The sequence below is a fragment of the Enterococcus sp. 7F3_DIV0205 genome (genome assembly GCF_002141365.2).
GTDB lineage: Bacteria > Bacillota > Bacilli > Lactobacillales > Enterococcaceae > Enterococcus_L > Enterococcus_L palustris.
Map to the genome: position 1 here is coordinate 1,517,447 of NZ_CP147244.1, position 17,925 is coordinate 1,535,371.

Below are 17,925 nucleotides of genomic sequence, written 5' to 3' on the forward strand. Positions count from 1 at the left end.
GTCTTACATAAAGAAAAAACATAAGTATTGAACTCTTTCCAGTATCAATACTTATGTTTGTTCATATTACGATTCAAATAAATTTAAATAAGTCAGAGCATAACGCACGTGAAATTCTGTTGCCAATGCAAGTCCCGCTTCATCGATATCAAAATTTTCATGGTGATGGCCATATTGTGTATCTGGATTATCCAGGTTTCGAGTGCCTACTCTTCCATATACGCCTGGCGCTTTCAGTAAAAAATCCGCAAAATCATCTGCACCTAAACTCTTCGTATGATCAGTGACAACATTTTCACTTCCAACAATTTCAGCCGCTACCTTTTGCGCTAATTCAGTTGCAGTATCATCATTGATCAAAGGTCCTGCTGCATCATGAATATGAAAAGATGAGATTTTTGTTCGGTGTGCTTCAGCAATTTGATTTGCTATTTCTTCAACACGTTTTAAAACGAACGCTCTTGTTTCATGGCTGAATGCTCGAACTGTTCCTTCGATTCTTGCATGGTTAGCAACAATATTATATCTCGTTCCAGCATCAAGTACTCCAATACCAACAACAATCGGGTCTAAAGGACTTACCTCTCTTGCAGCAATTTTCTGTAATTCAACGACAATACTTGCCGCCGATAGTAAAGCATCCCGTCCGACATTCGGTTGTGCTACATGACTACTTAGTCCTTCGACCTCAATTTTAAAAATATCGCATGAGGCATTAGTTGCCCCTTTTGTTGCTACTAATTTCCCCACAGGAACGCTTGAATCTAAGTGAATACCAAAAACTTGATCGATGTTTTCTACAAAACCACCATCGACAAACTGACAGGCTCCAGCTCCGATTTCTTCTGCTGGCTGAAAAGCTAATTTGATGGTCCCAGCAAAATCGTCTTGATGGTTTTTTAACACTTTTGCAGCGCCTAATAAGGCCGCTGCATGTCCATCATGTCCACAGGCATGATTTAATCCAGGATTTTTAGATTGGTATTCTTTTCCTGTAGCATCTTCCAATTCTAACGCATCAATATCTGCTCTTAAAATAATTGTTTTACCAGGTTTTGCTCCTTCAATGGTTCCAAGTACACCTGTTTCGCCTACTTCTTCAAATGGAATACCTAGTTTATTTAGTTCTTCTTTGATTCGTTTGATTGTTTCAAATTCCTTTAAACTAGCTTCTGGATATTGATGAAAATGACGTCTAAGTGCGATCACTTCATCTGTGTTTTGTTGGATTTCTGCTTGAATCGATTGTTTTGTCAATGTAGTCATCTAATCGTCCTCCTTTTTATTTTCTGCCAAATGTTTCCCAAGCTGGAACACTAGAACCTTTTGATGTTTCTTCAATCACTTTTTTGGTTTCTTCTTGTTGATATGTGTCCACTACTTTATTGTATGTTTTATTGTCTTCGTCTTCTTTACGCGCAACAATGATATTCACATAGGGCTTAGACGTTTTATCCACAGGCTCTAAGAAAATTGCATCTTTTGCTGGAACAAAGCCAGCATCAACAGCCATTCCGCTATTGATTACAGAAGCATCGATATCTTGAAGTGCTCTAGCCGTTTGTGAAGCATCTAATTCTGTGATCTTTAAGTTTAATTTATTTTCAGTAATATCACTTACTGTCGGTGTTTGCTTCTTAGCAGGATCAACTTTGATCAATCCAGCACTTTGTAACAATAGTAAGGCACGTCCGCCATTTGTTGCATCATTTGGAATCGCGATCTCAGCACCTTCTTTTAATTCTTTAACGTCTTTGATTTTTGAAGAATATATTCCCAGTGGCGCACTAACAGTATTACCAATGGAGACTAGGTCTGTTTTATGTTCTGTATTATAGTTATCTAAGAAAATTTGATGCTGGAATGAATTTAAATCGATTTCTTTTTCAGCTAAGGCCGCGTTTGGTTGTGTATAATCAGAGAATTCAACAAGCTCTAAATCGATTCCCTCATCTTTCAATCGTTCTTTGACTGATTCTAGTACTTCATTATTCGCGCCAACTACACCTAATTTTACAACTTCATTCTTTTCACTTTTGGCACTTCCAGCAGAACATCCTGCTAATACAAACCCAATTGTTAATGCTAATCCGATAATTTTCACTGTTTTTTTCATTCTATTTCCTCTTTTCGTTTTTTTAATGTGATGTTTTTTTGATCAATGTGTTGCTAATAAACTGGCTGGCAAAAACCAAAACTAAAATAATCATCGTTGCAACAACTGTGACGTCTGTTTGGAATCGATTATAACCTCTAGTGATTGCAAGATTCCCCAGACCACCTGCTCCAATCGCTCCAGCCATCGCCGTTAACCCAATCAGATTAATGATCGTAACCGATGAAACTCGAATGATACTTGGTAAGCCCTCTACTAAATACACTCTAAAAATAATTCCCAAAGGGCTAGTTCCCATTGATTCCGCCGCTTCAATCACACCCGAATCGACTTCTAATAAGGCATTTTCGATTTGGCGAGCAAAAAATGGAATCACCCCTATCACCAGCGGCACTAACGCAGCAGTTGTACCAATCGTTGTTCCTGTTAAAAAACGAGTGATCGGCTGAATCAATGCCAACATGATGATAAAGGGAATGGATCTACAAACGTTGATAATTTTTTCTAAAATATTATACAGAACACTATTTTTTAAAATCCCCTCAGGACCTGTTGCAACTAGAACGACGCCAAGTAATGTCCCTAGAATACCAGCGATAACCGCCGTCCAAAAGACCATATAAAGTGTTTCAATCGTACTATCGATAAACTCTTGTTTTAGTAGTAAAACATTTGGAAAATATTGTTGTAAAAATGACTGCATTTAGGTCACTCCTTTTTTTATTTAGATAACATGTAACGGGATAACACTTTCTTTTGGTTCGCTCTTTTTCAAAACTTTGATTTTCACACCCTGTTTTTGCAGAAAGTCCAAAGCTCTATCTCGCTGAGTTTCTTCTCCCGAAAGAATGACGATCAGATTACCAATTGGCACTTGCTGCAAGATTTCTACATTTCCATATAAAATATTCGTCACCACATGATATTTACTGTAAAGCTGAGCAATCAGCGGTTCGCTTGTTTGTTCTCCTACATAAGAAAATTCCACCAACACTTCATTTCCACTCAAATCAGTCAAACTAGGATGTTGAATAATTGTTTCCAATGCTTGATCGATATGTGTTGCTGTCCGGATAAAGTCCTTCGTCAAGGTTTCTTTAGGTTGGCTGAAAATCGATACAATATCATTTTCTTCAATCACCTGTCCGTCTTCCATCACTGCTACTTTATTACAAATTTCTTTCACTACTTGCATCTCATGAGTGATCAAAACAATCGTTAAGCCTAATTCTTTATTTAATTTCTTCAATAGGTCTAAAATTTGAATTGTTGTTTTAGGATCTAAAGCGCTCGTTGCTTCATCACATAATAATATTTCGGGATCATTCGCTAATGCCCTAGCAATAGCTACACGTTGCTTTTGTCCGCCCGACAGTTGGCTAGGATAAGCATCTCTCTTGTCTGAAAGACCGACTAGGTCGAGCAGTCGTTCGATTTTTTCTTTACGTTGTTCTTTCGACAATCCAGAATACTTTAGAGAAAAATCAACATTCGCAAAAATCGAGCGTTCTTTCATTAAATTAAAATGCTGGAAAATCATCCCGATTTTTTTCCGTTGAGCCCTTAATTCTTTTGCTGAAAAAGAAAGTATATTTTGGTTGTTGATGATCACTTGTCCAGCTGTTGGTCGTTGTAGTAAGTTGATTACCCGAACCAGAGTACTTTTTCCTGCACCTGAATACCCCACAATTCCAAATACATCTTCTTTTTCAATTGTTAGAGAAACATTTTTTACTGCATCGATTCGCTGTTTCTTCTGGTAAAAAGTAACGTCTATATTTTTTAATTCGATCATTTCTGTTCCCCCTGTAATTCTTTTGGAATAAACCAGTAATTTCCTTGATTATGCTCTTTTAAATATTTTTGAAACTCTTCTGAATGATAAGCTTTCACTACAGCTTGAGCCCAATCACTCTTTGAATTTTTCTCATCAATCGTGGCGACTAATTCGTAGTCTTTTAACACATCTTCCGAAAGTAAACTGTCTTTTGGATCAAGCTTGGCGCTGTATACAATACTTCCTGGAATCACTGCAAAATCTAAATCTGCTAGACTTCTAGGGATTTGAGCGGATGACATTTGGACCAGTTCCAGATTCTTCGAATTACTCACAATATCTTCTTTTGTTGCTTTTACTGGATCGATTCCTGTTTTTAACTTGATCCAGCCAGCTTTTTGTAAGAGATTGAAGGCTCGTGCAGTATTTGAAGCATCATCTGGAATCCCAATTTTATCGCCTTCTTTCACTTCATCTAGCGTAGTTCTTTTCCCTGGAAACAGCCCTGCTGGAACAGTTGGAATTGGTGTGATACCAACCAAGTGAGTTCCTTTATTTTCATTAAAATTGTTTAGATAAGCGGTATGTTGGTCAACATTTAAATCGATAGTCCCCTCTGATAGTGCCACATCAGCTTGGATCAATTCTGTAAATTCTGTTTGTTCTATTTGATAGCCATCCTTCTCCAAAATAGGTTTGACGGCTTCTAAAAATAATTCACTATAGGGTCCAGGTGATGTGCCGACTCGAATGATTTTCGTTTCTTTTTCTTTGTTTAATGAAGCCTTGTCAGTATTTCCACACGCTGCAATTCCAACGATTCCTGCTAATACCAATGCAATACACAATAACTTTTTCTTCATACTATTATCCCTCCATTATTGTTATTTATAAAAAGAAAAAAAGCGTCCTCAAATGTATAAAAATTATACATTTGAGGACGCTTTTGCGTGCTACCACCTCTATTTGATATCTACTCACATAGATATCCTCATCAAGTACGGCGATCAATGATCGATTATACTCTAGTACTATAACGGGTACATCCGTCGCTGTCTTATGAATAATTCACTCGAAGCGCTGCTCAATGGCCATTTTCCAGATTTCGTTTATCGCTTGTTTTCAGCTACCCAAGCTCTCTGTTAGATATCGTTTCATCCGTACTTTCCATTTCATTGCTTTATTTATTCAGTTGTTTAAAAAATCTAATGACGCTATTTCCATGATGAGCATAAAAATAGCCCTCTACTAGCTTACACTAGTAAAGGGCGAATAATCGCGGTACCACCTTTGTTTTAAAGTAATCATCATTACTTTTCTTAGACCAAGTCTTATAACTTGCTGCTTTGATAACGGGTGCTTTCCCGAAGCTGCTTACCTATCAACAGCTTGTCCTCGTGAGGCCATCTTCAACTCTTATGCGCTTATCTCTTTTCACCAACCGAGACTCTCTTGTAAAGCACGTCCAAATTTACTCTTCTCTTCAACGGACTGTTATTCTTTTTGTTGTTACGTTGTATATTACTAGAAAATAAATTCCCTGTCAAACCTTTTTTTAAATTTGTCTACTCAGTAATAGTTTCTACAGAGCTAACTAAGTACTGCTCTAAGACATCTTTAGATAATTCTTTGCCATATCCACAAATTGGACACAACAAGTAGTGACTAGACGATGTGGTAAAAAGTGGAATCCAAAATAACGTGAATTTTCGTCCTACTTGCTTTCCTTGCATGATTACTTCGTTGTTGCAGTGACTGCAATCGCATTGAATCACTGTATCTCCCAAATCTCTTTCAAATCCTGTACTACCCCAAACAATAAACATATTTATTTTCTCCCCTTTGTTTCAGTTTAGCAATACATGCAGTTCTGTGTCAATAGAATATTTTGATATAAGATAGAATTATACTTTAGTTATATAACAAGTTATAAACATTCTTGTTCTTATATTGTACAAGGAAATATATTGACAAACCTTACTATCTACGGTAATCTGTTACCTGTATTACTAATATTGCCGCCTTAGCTCAGCTGGTAGAGCACCACCATGGTAAGGTGGGGGTCGACGGTTCGAATCCGTCAGGTGGCTTACTGAGAAATGCTGTATCCTTTTATTATTCAAGGATGCAGCATTTTTGATATAGTTGTATTGACTATCCCCTTAACTCCAATGTTATTATTAAACAAGACAAACGAAAATCCAGAAAAAAGTAGGTGACTAACATGGTCAAAACACTTAATGACAGCGTTCGATTCATACTGGAATTAATCACGATCGGTTTAATGATAACAGCGGCTTTAAACATAAATACACTCATGCTAAAGCTTATATTCAGTATTGGTTTTCCCATTTGTACGGTTCTTTTTTGGGGCAAATATATGGCTCCTTTATCGCCTGATCGGTTAACTGAAATTGAACGAATTATTGTTGAAATCACCTTATTCGGCGGCGTTGGTTTCATTTCTTATATCGTCGGAAATAAAAAAATTGCTATACTCTATCTATTAGTTACAACAGTCAATACTATTTTAGACCATATACTTTGAATAGATTAACATATTTTAATTTAAAAATACGTACAATAAAACTTGGGAGGTAAATCATAATGTTCAATGATAGCAATCTACTATTTGAATTCTATCAAAAAAATGATCAACACCTGTATTCCGTTCTCACCAAAGATATTCGTGTGATGCGCTACATCACTGAAAAGGTAGAGCCTGAACTTGAAGCCATTGAAAATTTCGACAAAATTTTAACTTATAATAAAACCCATAATGATCAAACAGGCTATTACAAATTTTTTGATCAAGAAGACTATATTGGTTTCGGTAAATTGTCTTGGGATGAAGAAAATAAAATAGAGATCGGTTATATGCTTTTGCCTGAACACTGGGGAAAAGGCTATGCCACTCAAATCATTTCAGCCCTATTAAACTTGATAAAACAATCAGAAACCTTATCTCAAGCCACTCTTTATGCCATTATTGATCCTAAAAATGGTGCATCAAAGCACCTATTGGAAAAGTATCACTTTATTTCTGTTTGGCAAGGTATTGAAGATGGTTTACCTTCGGAACATTTAGTTTGGCAGCCGTAACCCGTTCATTTATTGAATAATTAAAAAAGTGTCTAGCTCTATTTTCTCAGAGTTAGACACTTTTTCGATTCTTAATGTTTTATTCGTCATATCTTTTACGCTTGGAAGAAGAAGGGATGCCCAGAGCTTCTCGGTACTTTGTAACAGTGCGACGGGAAATTTCAATTTCTTGTTCTTTTAACAAGTCTACCAACTTCTGATCGGAAAGTGGCTTCGCTTTATTTTCATTATCAACTAAAGCTTGCAGTTGTTTTTTAATACTACTGGTTGAGGTCTCTTCTCCTGTATCGTCATTTGATAAACCATGGGAAAAGAATGAACGCAACTCAAAAACCCCAAATTCTGTTTCTAGGTATTTCCCATTAACTGACCGACTAACTGTCGATTCATGTACGTTCAATGATTCTGCAATTTCCTTTAAGGTCATTGGTTTTAATGGACGATCCTCTTTAAAAAAGAAATCCTGCTGACGTTGGACAATTTCCGTGCCAACTCTTAAAATCGTATCCCCACGTTGAATAATCGTTTTCTCCAGCCACTCAAATTCATTTTTCTTTTCTTTGATGTATTCTTGAACTTCTTTATCATCCGTTGCTTCCATTCTTTCAAAGTACGCTTGCTGAAACTGAATGGTCGGTGTACCAGTCTTATTTGAAAGAACTGTTAGCTGATTTTCTTCGATTCGTAACGTTAGATCTGGACGTATGTATAACCCTGAAGTTGATTCAAAAATGCTTCCAGGAGATGGTGTTAATGTCTGAATATAATCAAAAATCGTTTGAATTTCTGACAATGCTACATCAAATTTTTTAGCAATCAGTCCCCATTTTCGATTAGCCAAATGAGTAAACTCTTCTTCAATGACAATATACGCCAATTCAGGAGCTGTATCATCTCGCTCAATCTGCAACATCAAACATTCCCGTAAGTCCCTTGCCCCAACTCCTGCTGGATCTAATTGCTGAATCAGCGTCAAAGCATCTAGCATTTCAATTGCTTTTGCTCCTGTTTTTAGAGCGGCTTCCTCTAAGTCGATCATCAAATAACCATTTAAATCGATATACTCAACTAAAAATAATACCAATGTTCGCAGATAGGTATCTCGATAATTTAAATGAATTTGGTCGATCAAATATTCAAAAAGCGATGTATGGTTATCAGGAATTTGATTTAAATAGTTATGTTCCTCATTGGTATATGTTTTACCACTGGAATAGGGAAGATCTCCAAAATTTGTCTCTGATTGAACATCAATTAAAGGATTTTCTAAGGACTTTGCTTCTATGTATGCGTAAAGTTCTTCTGAATTGTATTGTAAGATTTGAATAGACTGCTGTAATTGTTGTGTCATAGCTAGCTTTTGAACTTGTTTTTGTTGTTGTGACAAATGTTGTTCAAATTTCATTATTTTTTCCCCTCCCCCTTGTAATTTATCAAAATATCAGCTAAACTAGTAAACGTGCTTGCGCCCTTAGTGTAGTGGATATCACGTAAGATTCCGGTTCTTGAGACGGGGGTTCGATTCCCTCAGGGCGCGTTTTCTAATCTTTCCCCCTTTAATTTAAAGGGGGTATTTTTTTATTCAAATCAACTCTTTTTTCCTCCTCTATTGTATCACAAAAAATACCATTATGTTTTTCAATTTCTAACTACTAATTTATTATCAATCAATTAACTCTTGCTAGGTATGCTTTTTTTAATTTTTTTCCAAAAAGAAAAAGTCTAGGTTTTTATACCCAGACTACTCTACTAAATGATGAGCAATTTTTTTATTAACAACCCAAGTTTAGTTAAACCCTGTCAAAACTAATCGATTACTTCTAAAAGTATGATCGGTGTTTTGTACATCACAACTCTAGAGTCCTCCACATATATTTTTTTTATGACTCCTCTTTCCTCCATAACGACGTCATAACAAACAGATAGACATTCTATTGTAAATAACAGATTACCTTTTTCTTGTATACTATTTATTTTTACCGCATCATTGATCGCTATTCTTCCCACTAAATTAGAGAGAATTAGTCTGTGTCCGTATAAAAACAACCTGACATAGCGAATGGCAAATTCATTTTTTATATTCTTAAAAAAGTATAATAATTCGCAAACAATCTCTTTTTACCAAAATACATTAATATATATTCAGGTAAGAAAAAACAGATAGGATAAAAACCTATTATCTTCAAAGTTTATCTTACTTTTGTCTCTCAATCTTCTTCCTACTCATGCTGAAAATATTTTTCTCAAATATCTATTCATACAACTTAAAATATGAAAAAATAAACTATTTTTATATGTTATTATATATTTTTATTATAATATCTTAGTTAGGTAGTTGATACTATTGAGTCAGCGTCACACAAGGTTATTCGTTATGTCACTTCTGTTAGCTTTTACAGAGTTTATTATTAGCCGTTATTTTAATCAGTTCACAAATATTGATTATCAGCTTTTATTTTTAGTCATCACTTTTATCCAAGGAGGTATTCTTTTATATTTCCTACTTTCGTTTCTGTTGCTATTATTCATAAATCATATGACTAGAAAGTAAATCGGCTTTTGCCATTTTAAACGAAAAAAGAGTAAAGAGACTTTTCAGCTCTTTACTCTTTTTTACTATAAAATCATTGTCTCCAGTTCAAAACGAAGCTGGCTTTGGATCTTTTGGATTTTTTCCATTTCTGATCGATCTTCATCAAGTTGATACTTTTGCGCAATTGAATGGTTATAGGAAATAATATAACTCACTGCCCACAGCCTAGGATTTTCAATAACTTCATCCGCCAAAGGATAAAGTAATGCAAAATGCAGTCTGATTTCTTCCATGACATCTACTAATAAAATAGGATCATCATTGATCAATTCTTTTTCTAAAAACAAAAGAATTCTTTGATATGCTGCACTATCCAAAGGGGTGCCCACAGAAGCTGGAACTACTGTATATTTTTTGTTATCTCTCCACAAAAAATCAACTTCTTCTTTAACATGAAGTCTTACAAGTTCTTCAAGTATCCATGACCGAACCAAATTATGTACCTGTGCATCCAATAAAATCTTTTTTCCAATCGCAATAAATTCATCTTGAGGCAACTGACCAGCTTTTTTCACTATAGCCAACTGTTCATAGTAATTATGCGTATTTAAACGATCCAACTCTTCCTTAAGTTCTTTGATTTTCCCAACTTCAAACTGTTGATACATTAGCTCAACATGACGAATTTTTTTCTTCAAAGAAATCAATTTCCTCATTTCTCCGCTTTGTTCTATCAAAATTCGTTCATTAATAATGCTATGTGCTTGAATAAACATATGATTTTGGATCAAAATTTGAATGTACAGCTCCAAATAATCTAAATATGAAAAATACTTTTCTTTCATTTCTGAAGCTAACGATAATGCTTGTTCATTTTCACTTATTTCTAAATATATATTTACCAACACTACATTCAGCGAAAAGTCCTGTTTGATTGCGTACGCTTGTTCATAGTAGTCAACTGCTTCAATCAAATTATTCTGTTTTACTGCTTCTTGTCCCAACTCAATAAACCGTTCGTAATTCTTTGGAAATGGAATTTGATTTGTCAAAAGAAACACCACCTTCCTAATGATTATTTCCCCTATTTTAGCACTTATTTTTATAAATAATAGATAAAAGGGAAATAGTGTGTATCCTTTAAAAAGGAAAGACTTTTGCTTGAAACTAGGTATACTATAGAATCTAGTAATTTCTAATATAGATTTCTAATAATGACAGCGGCTTCTGCCTGACCGTTTGCCTGCATTCGTTCTGCTTTTTCTATCAATGTATAGCCAACATAAAATTCTTTAGTCAACTCATCTTGTACTTTAAATTCCACAACTTCTTCTACATGGAAAGCCTCTGGTTCAACCTCTTGAACACTGTCCCACCCAGTATCAATAAATACTTTTGTATTATCATTGATAGCAGTGTTTGCATCTAATTCTTCTACAATTTTTTTTAATTGCGAAAAGGTCATTACTTCTACTCGATTATCCATTGTACTGCCTCTCTTTCTGTTATTTGATTCTTTTATCTCTTATACCAACTACATATATACCTAACTGTTTACTTTTCTCCACTATCATCATAACCTAAAATCAGTTTTTATAACACTTAAAATTAAAAAGAAATGACTGGAACCTAACTCTATGAGTTATATCCCAGTCATATAAAATTAAATTAACTATTATCAGCTTATCTTTTACTACTCTTTCGTCAATTCGCCATCTTCAATACGATAGACATTGTCGCTCCATTCAATCATTCTTGGATCATGAGTCACCATAATTGTTGCCTTTTGTTTTTCGTGTGCTTCTTTTGCTAGAATTTTTACGACTTCATAGGCATGTTCTGTATCCAAACTAGCTGTTGGCTCATCTGCTAAGATCAAACTTGGTTCATTGAACAACGCGCGAGCAATAGCGACACGTTGACGTTCTCCACCAGATAGATCTCTTGGAAATTTATGGATCAAATCTGCAATATCTAAGGAAGATAATAACTCGTTTATTCGTTGTGTCTCTGTTTTTTTCTTTTCAATTTTGTCTACTAATTTGAACTGATTCTCTACTGTTAGAAATGGGATTAAATTCGATGTTTGTAAAATAAATCCAATTTCTTCAAAGCGCAATCTCGAACGTTTTTTTTCATTTAAATGAGTAAAATCTTTCCCATTGATCATAATAGAACCCGATGTAGGTGTTTGCAAACCGCCAGCAATTGTTAAAAATGTACTTTTACCAGAACCGGAAGGACCAATAATACTGACAAATTCTCCAGCTTTAACTTTTAAGTCAATTCCTTTTAAAGCTTCTACTTCCGCATGGCCTTTACCAAATGTTTTACGAATATTATTCATTAATAAAATATCAGTCATTTTTTTACCCTCCTATTGCTTTCATCGGATCGACATGGGTTACTGTCCGGATTGAAAAAACGCCGCCTAATACAGCAACTACGATCAACACTATACTGTAAATCAACAAGTTAGTGCTATCTAATTCAAACGGCATAGCAGAAGGTAACACAAGATTTGTCAACAACGTCAACACCACACCGATTGCAACACCGATCACACCTAAAATAAAAGTTTGAGCAATAATTGATTTGATAATATATCCATTAGAGATTCCTTGTGCTTTCATCACACCAAACAAACTTGTTTTTTGCAACGTCATCACATAGATGAAAATCCCAATAATCGCAGCAGTAATGACGAACAAGAAATAAATCATAGCATTTAATGTGAGATTTTGTTCACTGTAACCAGGGAGTTTTTCAATAAACTCTTCAATTTCGTATTTAGCTAAATGAGTATCCTCATTCTTAAATTTGATATCATTTGTCTTGGTAGAGCGTACAACAATTCCATTGATCGGTGCTTTAGCTCCTTCCAGAATCTTGCCAAATTTAAGCTCTTGCCATTGATCGATCGATGTATAAATCAACGGAACAATGCTAAAACTATTTTGTTTGGTGATTCCAACGACCTTTAATTCTTTGTCGAGTTTTCCAATTTTTACAGTATCTCCCAACTTGATACCTTTATCTACCAAGTTTTGCGGTATAATAATTTCTCCTAAATTTTCAAAATAGCGTCCTTCAACTAATTTAGGTTTTATCGAACTATTTTCAGTCACCCCAAAAAGTGAGATATTAATCTTATCAGTCTCTTTGGTTTGTCCCACTTTATTTAGTGCTCCTGCGTATTGTCCAAGTGGTTCTTTTTCCTTAGCTTCAACTTGATTTAAGTCATCTATAACCAAGCTTGAAGCATTCAAACTCTTATTCGCATCTTCAGATAAAATAATACTAGTAGCATCCCACTGATCAACACCTTGTCTTACACCTTGTGCTAACCCATTCGCTAATCCAGACAGCATAAATGCAACATAAGCAACTAATACAATAACACCCACTACTAACGTATACCTAAGTTTAAAAAACTTCATTTCTTCTAAACCTAAAAACATTGATTCCACCTCTTTTTTATCAATTGATAAAAAAATGCTTAAAAAAATAAATCAAACATTTTTTATCGGTTGATAAAAATTCTATCATGAAAAAAAGAATTAAACAACACTTTTTTATCACTCGATAAAAAATCGGTTAATTCTTTAAGACAAAACACCATGTAAAACCATGTCCATCAATTCAGCAATTTGTTCTGAACGTTCTTTTTCTGTAGAAAGTTGATGAATCGTTGAAAATAGCAATGACAAACTCATTAAATAAAACTGTGCCGCCTTTTGCGATGACACTTTACGGTTTAGCGGACTAGGACTTGATTCAAAAATCCCCTGTAATGGTTTTAGATAATAATCATTTAAAATATAAAACAATTGCTGCTTATTTTCTTGCTCCATTTCAGCTGCACTTTGATGAATGAAAGAAAAAATATCTCTATGATAAACATTCAGCAATGCATTCGTACATTTAATCAACTGATTTTCAAGTGAATCTGCTTCTTTTTGAATCTGCTCTATTTCGTATTTTAATTGATTACCAATCTGTTTATTTATTTCAATAAATAAAACTTCTTTATTAGAAAAATGATAATACAATGCCGGCTGTGTGATTTTTACTGCTTTGGCAATATCACGAGTAGAAGTATTTTTATAGCCATTCGTTAAAAAAAGTTCCTTCGCAATTTCTAAAATCGATTGATGAGTGACGTCAAATACGGTTTCTTTTTTCATGTCCTTGCCCCCAATTTTACATACAATCGTAATTATTTACTGTACGAACTATTTTAAATCAAAATCAGAAAAAAAGATAGTCAATAAAAACGAGTAGGCAATTGATAGAATATTATCGCTGTTGAAGTTTATTAAACTTAGCTATTAAAAACACTTGTTGTTGAAATCTAAACCTCTTTATATTACAGTAACCTGTTAATTTGAAATAAAAGATCCTTTTTTGTAAATCAAGAAATAAACATTTAACCTACCTTTTACATACTTTCTAAACACTTTGTGGTTAAATGGTAACTGGCTTTAAAATAGCAGATGCATGATCAACAAGTTTATTTTAAGCATTCTCAAAAATTCAATACTGAAAATACAACTATTTAAGGAGCGTTTTTTTTTTGAAAAACAAAAAATTCATTACTAAATTTCTTCTCAGCTGCCTAACTCTTTCTGCCGGTCTATTGTTAAGCGACCATGCCTTCGCAACATCGACAGAAACTACTTCCTCTTCAGAGCAGCTCATTACAGAATCATCCAAAAAATTAACACAATTAAAAGAAACCAAACAAAAATTTTCAACCCAACAATTAGAGAAAAACAAGCAGCTTTCAGGTATAGAGAAAAAAATTCAAAAAATTAAAATTGACCTTGATCAGTTAGAAAAAATCAAGTCCAGTAGCACTATTTCTGAACTATCAGAACTTGATAATAGTCAGAACATGACACTTACATCTACTCTTTCACCAATCATGGTCACAAGGAACTCTTCCACTGAAAAAGAAGAACAGTTAGCGAAATTAAAACAAAAACAAAGCTCGTTACAATCAGATACAGAAGCTATTTCCAAACAGCAGTCTGAATTAACCAAGCAAGAGACGCAGTTATCAGAAAAAATTGTTCAGATAGAAAAACAAAAAGAAGAACAAGCAAAACAAACCGACATACGGTCGGCTGTTGTTGCTGCTGCAAAAACACATTTGGGCAAGCCCTATGTATATGGTGCTGCTGGTCCTGATTCATTTGATTGTTCTGGTTTAGTCCAAGTCGCTTTTGCTTCTGCAGGACGCTCTTTAGGTCGAACTACGATTGACCAAGAAACTGCTGGGGCTACGATTTCAGTGTCAGAGGCACAAGCTGGTGATTTAGTTTTTTGGGGAAGTCATGGCGGGACCTATCATGTAGGAATCTCCACTGGTGATGGTTCTTATATTCACGCACCTGTTCCTGGAGATGTTGTACAAGTCGCAACAGTTGCTTCTTATGCTCCTGATTTTGCTGTGAGAGTTTTGTAAATCGATCCCACAGCACGATTGTCTATTTATTTTTATAAATCAAATATCGATTCAACAATGAAATTCACACTATTTTTAATAAAATACATTTTTACTCTAAAATAATTCTCATTTTTTTACACAACGATCGAAATTGTTGAGAATTATGAGAAAGTATGGTATTTTATGGTTGTGTGTAATTTGATTTGTGTTCCCTCCATCTCTCCGATGGGGGAATGCTTTTTTTTTGCCTTCTTTATTGTTTTACCAACAAGAATTGTTCATCCTATCATGCTGTCTTTGTCTCATGCCAGACATATGATTTCGGTTTCTACTTTCCCTTCTATTATATGAATAATCCTTTACTTCTTCCCTATTAGTTTGAATTTCTTTTGTTTCGTCCTTTGTTACCTCATCATAATTTGTTTTTTTCTCTAATTCAACTTCTTCATCATTTCTAGACTCGCGATATCTTCTATCCCTGTGTCTCATTTCAAAGCTATTCATCCGACTATTTTCCATACTTCCCACAGCCTCACTAACAGCGGCAAAACCTAATGCCCCTAGGCACGATATTACAAGTAATCCACTAATCATTTTCTTCTTCATTACTTAATTCCTCCTTTATGACTTTACTTTAGTTTAATGAATACATGTGTCAAATATGTGTCGAAAATAAATTCCCCAAATAGACAATAATTGACTATAATGAAAGGAGAAACGAGGAGGATAATCTCATGAAAAATATTTTGATCGTTGACGATCATTTACAAATCACAGAGGTTCTAAAAGAATATGTCCTAAAGGAAGGCTTTTATCCAATTGTAGCTTCCGATGGGCAAGCAGCTTTAACTGCTTTTTTTACCCATTCGATCGAGCTGATTTTACTGGATGTCATGCTTCCAAAAATTGATGGATTTGGCGTTTGCAAAAAAATACGCGAAACATCCAATGTACCCATCATTATGGTCACAGCAAAAGGTGAAGACTATCACCGAATCATGGGATTGGATATTGGAGCAGATGATTATATCGTTAAACCTTTTTCACCTAGCGAAGTCATGGCAAGAATTCGAGCAATTCTAAGAAGAATCGAACGTACTGAAGAAAATCAACACACGATGAAACAACTGGTCTACGATAACTTGATTGTTTACTTGGAAGAGAAAAGAGTCACTATCTCTCAGCACGAAATTCTTTTGACCAAAAGGGAATTAGAGCTTCTTTGGTTACTTTTAGCTAACCGAGAAAAAGTGTTTTCTAGAGACAACTTGCTGGATAGTTTATGGGGTATTGATTATTTTGGTGATGCAAGAACTGTCGATACCCATATCAAACGATTACGAGCAAAATTAGATGAAGCCGATCATCCAAACTGGGAAATCGCTACAGTGTGGGGGCAAGGCTACAAATTTGAGGGGAAAAATGAAAAATAAACTAACAAGAAAACTCATTCTTTACTTTTCGCTTACGCTACTTCTTTTTTCTTTAGTGATCGGTCTAGCATTCAGTACGTTATTTTCAAGACAAACAGTTACTATCCATACAGAAGAAATGACTCGACGTGCAACTGTTATCGCAGATACGTTGAATGATTATTTTACCGAACAAGAAGAAACGACTAATGATAGTAGTTCTTCCATGCATGGCATGATGGGCTCAAACTCTTCGATGAAAATGGGCATGGGGTATTCTTCATTTCTTAAATTTATGGATCAATTGGCAATGGACGATATTTGGATCGTTGATGAGAATGCTGATACCATTACGGTTGGTCACGGTATGCATACTAAAGAGTATAATGAATTGCCTGATAACGCTCGAGACGTTATCAGAAAAGTTTATACTGGTAAAACGACAACAAGTGATGCATTTAGTAATTTTATTGGCGAACCGACTGTGACTGTTGGAGCACCTATAAAAAATAATACTGGAGACGTTCTAGCTGTAGTCTTACTTCATTCAGCCATCTCTACTGTCCAGAAGGAAGAGAGTCAAGGCTATTTACTGCTTTTAGTCAGTATTTTGATGGCTTGGATCATCGGCCTTTTACTCTCTATTTTACTATCAAAAAAATTCATCGCTCCTATCAATAAAATGAGTCACTTCACTGAAGACCTTGTTGTCGAAAAATATGATGAATCTTTAGATATCCATACAAAAGATGAAATGGGACAACTAGGAGAAAAATTAACAATTCTAAAAAATCGCCTTGCTGAAGCAAAATTTCAGAGAGAAAACCGTGAACAGGCACAGAAAAACTTCTTATCTACAATCTCTCATGAATTACGAACTCCAGTAACTGTTATTCGAGGTTCCCTCGAATCATTGAATGATGGCCTGATTAATCAACCCGAAAAAATCAAGCAATATCATCAACAACTTTTAACTGAATCAATTGTTTTAGAACGATTGATCAATGATTTATTAGAACTGTCTAGACTTGAAAATCCTGAGTTTACAATTGCTATGGAGCCTGTTTCAATCAACGATATTCTGTCAGATAGTTTGAGAAGTTTACGGTTAAAAGCGGCAGAAAAAGAACAACAATTATTATTAGAGAATTCTCTAAAACACCCCGTTATTGTCAATGGTGATTACGGTAGAATTCGCCAACTTTTTGTTATTTTGATTGAAAATGCAATCAAATTTTCTCCAAAAAAAGCAACTATTACTGTTCAATCGACTCTTGAAAAAGAGCATTTAGTCATTCGGGTTCATAATCCTGATTCTTATATTTCTCCAAAGGAACAAAAAGAAATTTTCCAACGTTTCCATCAAGTTCACTCAAAAAAACAATTAGATGGTACAGGACTTGGTTTAGCAATTGCCAAAGAAATTGCTGACCGTCATCATTTTGGCTTAAACGTTCGTAGTGATAAAAAAACAGGAACAACTTTTTATGTTATGATACCGATAAAACAAGATTAATAACATAATAATAGAAC

General features: G+C 34.7%; 18 protein-coding genes, 2 tRNA genes and 2 other annotated features. Of the genes, 7 read left to right on the plus strand and 13 right to left on the minus strand.

Features of this window, described 5'->3' with window-relative positions:
• Positions 1-66: 66 nt before the first annotated feature.
• From A5821_RS07190 to A5821_RS07215, 6 genes are all read right to left on the minus strand, one after another.
• The gene (locus tag A5821_RS07190; RefSeq protein WP_086313892.1) at positions 67-1,266 is read right to left on the minus strand and encodes an amidohydrolase; all 1,200 of its coding nucleotides are present in this window, start codon (positions 1,264-1,266) and stop codon (positions 67-69) included.
• Positions 1,267-1,282: 16 nt separating this feature from the next.
• Positions 1,283-2,116 carry a MetQ/NlpA family ABC transporter substrate-binding protein gene (locus tag A5821_RS07195; protein ID WP_086313893.1) on the minus strand — a complete coding sequence of 278 codons (834 nt, stop codon included), beginning with the start codon at positions 2,114-2,116 and terminating at the stop codon, positions 1,283-1,285.
• Between the two features lie 22 nt (positions 2,117-2,138).
• Positions 2,139-2,819 carry a methionine ABC transporter permease gene (locus A5821_RS07200; RefSeq protein ID WP_086313894.1) on the minus strand — a complete coding sequence of 227 codons (681 nt, stop codon included), beginning with the start codon at positions 2,817-2,819 and terminating at the stop codon, positions 2,139-2,141.
• A gap of 21 nt (positions 2,820-2,840) precedes the next feature.
• Positions 2,841-3,911 carry a methionine ABC transporter ATP-binding protein gene (locus tag A5821_RS07205; protein WP_086313895.1) on the minus strand — a complete coding sequence of 357 codons (1,071 nt, stop codon included), beginning with the start codon at positions 3,909-3,911 and terminating at the stop codon, positions 2,841-2,843.
• Positions 3,908-4,756, minus strand: a complete 849-nt coding sequence (locus A5821_RS07210) for a MetQ/NlpA family ABC transporter substrate-binding protein (protein WP_086313896.1) — start codon at positions 4,754-4,756, stop codon at positions 3,908-3,910. The genes A5821_RS07205 and A5821_RS07210 overlap by 4 nt, the downstream gene beginning before the upstream one ends.
• A gap of 70 nt (positions 4,757-4,826) precedes the next feature.
• Positions 4,827-5,078 (minus strand) — a binding site (T-box leader).
• A 76-nt stretch (positions 5,079-5,154) separates the two neighbouring features.
• Positions 5,155-5,389, minus strand: a binding site (T-box leader).
• A gap of 69 nt (positions 5,390-5,458) precedes the next feature.
• Positions 5,459-5,719, minus strand: coding sequence for a zinc-ribbon domain-containing protein (locus A5821_RS07215; RefSeq protein ID WP_086313897.1), 261 nt, complete (start codon positions 5,717-5,719; stop codon positions 5,459-5,461).
• A gap of 191 nt (positions 5,720-5,910) precedes the next feature.
• Here A5821_RS07215 and A5821_RS07220 point away from each other — a divergent pair.
• The 3 genes from A5821_RS07220 to A5821_RS07230 all read left to right on the plus strand — a co-directional run bounded on the left by A5821_RS07220 (position 5,911) and on the right by A5821_RS07230 (position 6,995).
• Positions 5,911-5,983 (plus strand) — tRNA-Thr (locus tag A5821_RS07220).
• Between the two features lie 134 nt (positions 5,984-6,117).
• On the plus strand, positions 6,118-6,441 hold the full coding sequence (locus tag A5821_RS07225) for a YrdB family protein (protein ID WP_086313898.1): 324 nt from the start codon (positions 6,118-6,120) through the stop codon (positions 6,439-6,441).
• Between the two features lie 59 nt (positions 6,442-6,500).
• Positions 6,501-6,995 carry a GNAT family N-acetyltransferase gene (locus tag A5821_RS07230; protein ID WP_086313899.1) on the plus strand — a complete coding sequence of 165 codons (495 nt, stop codon included), beginning with the start codon at positions 6,501-6,503 and terminating at the stop codon, positions 6,993-6,995.
• A gap of 79 nt (positions 6,996-7,074) precedes the next feature.
• On the opposite strand, the gene rpoN is transcribed toward A5821_RS07230, so the two are convergent.
• Complete coding sequence (gene rpoN / locus A5821_RS07235; RefSeq protein ID WP_086313900.1) at positions 7,075-8,400, minus strand: RNA polymerase factor sigma-54; 1,326 nt, start codon at positions 8,398-8,400, stop codon at positions 7,075-7,077.
• Between the two features lie 60 nt (positions 8,401-8,460).
• Between rpoN and A5821_RS07240 the strand changes: the two genes are divergently transcribed.
• Positions 8,461-8,532: transfer RNA gene (locus A5821_RS07240), tRNA-Arg, on the plus strand.
• Between the two features lie 1,079 nt (positions 8,533-9,611).
• Here A5821_RS07240 and A5821_RS07245 read toward each other — a convergent pair.
• From A5821_RS07245 to A5821_RS07265, 5 genes are all read right to left on the minus strand, one after another.
• Entirely contained in the window at positions 9,612-10,589 is a 978-nt protein-coding gene (locus tag A5821_RS07245; protein ID WP_249921842.1) for a hypothetical protein, read from the minus strand.
• Between the two features lie 134 nt (positions 10,590-10,723).
• On the minus strand, positions 10,724-11,014 hold the full coding sequence (locus tag A5821_RS07250) for a hypothetical protein (RefSeq protein ID WP_086313902.1): 291 nt from the start codon (positions 11,012-11,014) through the stop codon (positions 10,724-10,726).
• Between the two features lie 207 nt (positions 11,015-11,221).
• Complete coding sequence (locus A5821_RS07255; RefSeq protein WP_086313903.1) at positions 11,222-11,893, minus strand: ABC transporter ATP-binding protein; 672 nt, start codon at positions 11,891-11,893, stop codon at positions 11,222-11,224.
• 4 nt (positions 11,894-11,897) lie between these two features.
• Positions 11,898-12,989 carry an ABC transporter permease gene (locus A5821_RS07260; RefSeq protein ID WP_086313904.1) on the minus strand — a complete coding sequence of 364 codons (1,092 nt, stop codon included), beginning with the start codon at positions 12,987-12,989 and terminating at the stop codon, positions 11,898-11,900.
• A gap of 144 nt (positions 12,990-13,133) precedes the next feature.
• Positions 13,134-13,715, minus strand: coding sequence for a TetR/AcrR family transcriptional regulator (locus tag A5821_RS07265; protein ID WP_086313905.1), 582 nt, complete (start codon positions 13,713-13,715; stop codon positions 13,134-13,136).
• Positions 13,716-14,104: 389 nt separating this feature from the next.
• Here A5821_RS07265 and A5821_RS07270 point away from each other — a divergent pair, with 389 nt between their 5' ends.
• Positions 14,105-14,998: a C40 family peptidase gene (locus tag A5821_RS07270; protein ID WP_086313906.1), complete on the plus strand. Its 894-nt coding sequence runs from the start codon at positions 14,105-14,107 to the stop codon at positions 14,996-14,998.
• 243 nt (positions 14,999-15,241) lie between these two features.
• Here the strand turns inward: A5821_RS07270 and A5821_RS07275 are convergent, their stop codons facing one another.
• Entirely contained in the window at positions 15,242-15,586 is a 345-nt protein-coding gene (locus tag A5821_RS07275; RefSeq protein ID WP_086313907.1) for a hypothetical protein, read from the minus strand.
• A 128-nt stretch (positions 15,587-15,714) separates the two neighbouring features.
• Between A5821_RS07275 and A5821_RS07280 the strand changes: the two genes are divergently transcribed.
• Positions 15,715-16,413: a response regulator transcription factor gene (locus tag A5821_RS07280; protein ID WP_086313908.1), complete on the plus strand. Its 699-nt coding sequence runs from the start codon at positions 15,715-15,717 to the stop codon at positions 16,411-16,413.
• Positions 16,403-17,908, plus strand: a complete 1,506-nt coding sequence (locus A5821_RS07285; protein WP_086313909.1) for a HAMP domain-containing sensor histidine kinase — start codon at positions 16,403-16,405, stop codon at positions 17,906-17,908. Before A5821_RS07280 ends, A5821_RS07285 begins: the two co-directional genes overlap by 11 nt.
• Positions 17,909-17,925: the final 17 nt, after the last annotated feature.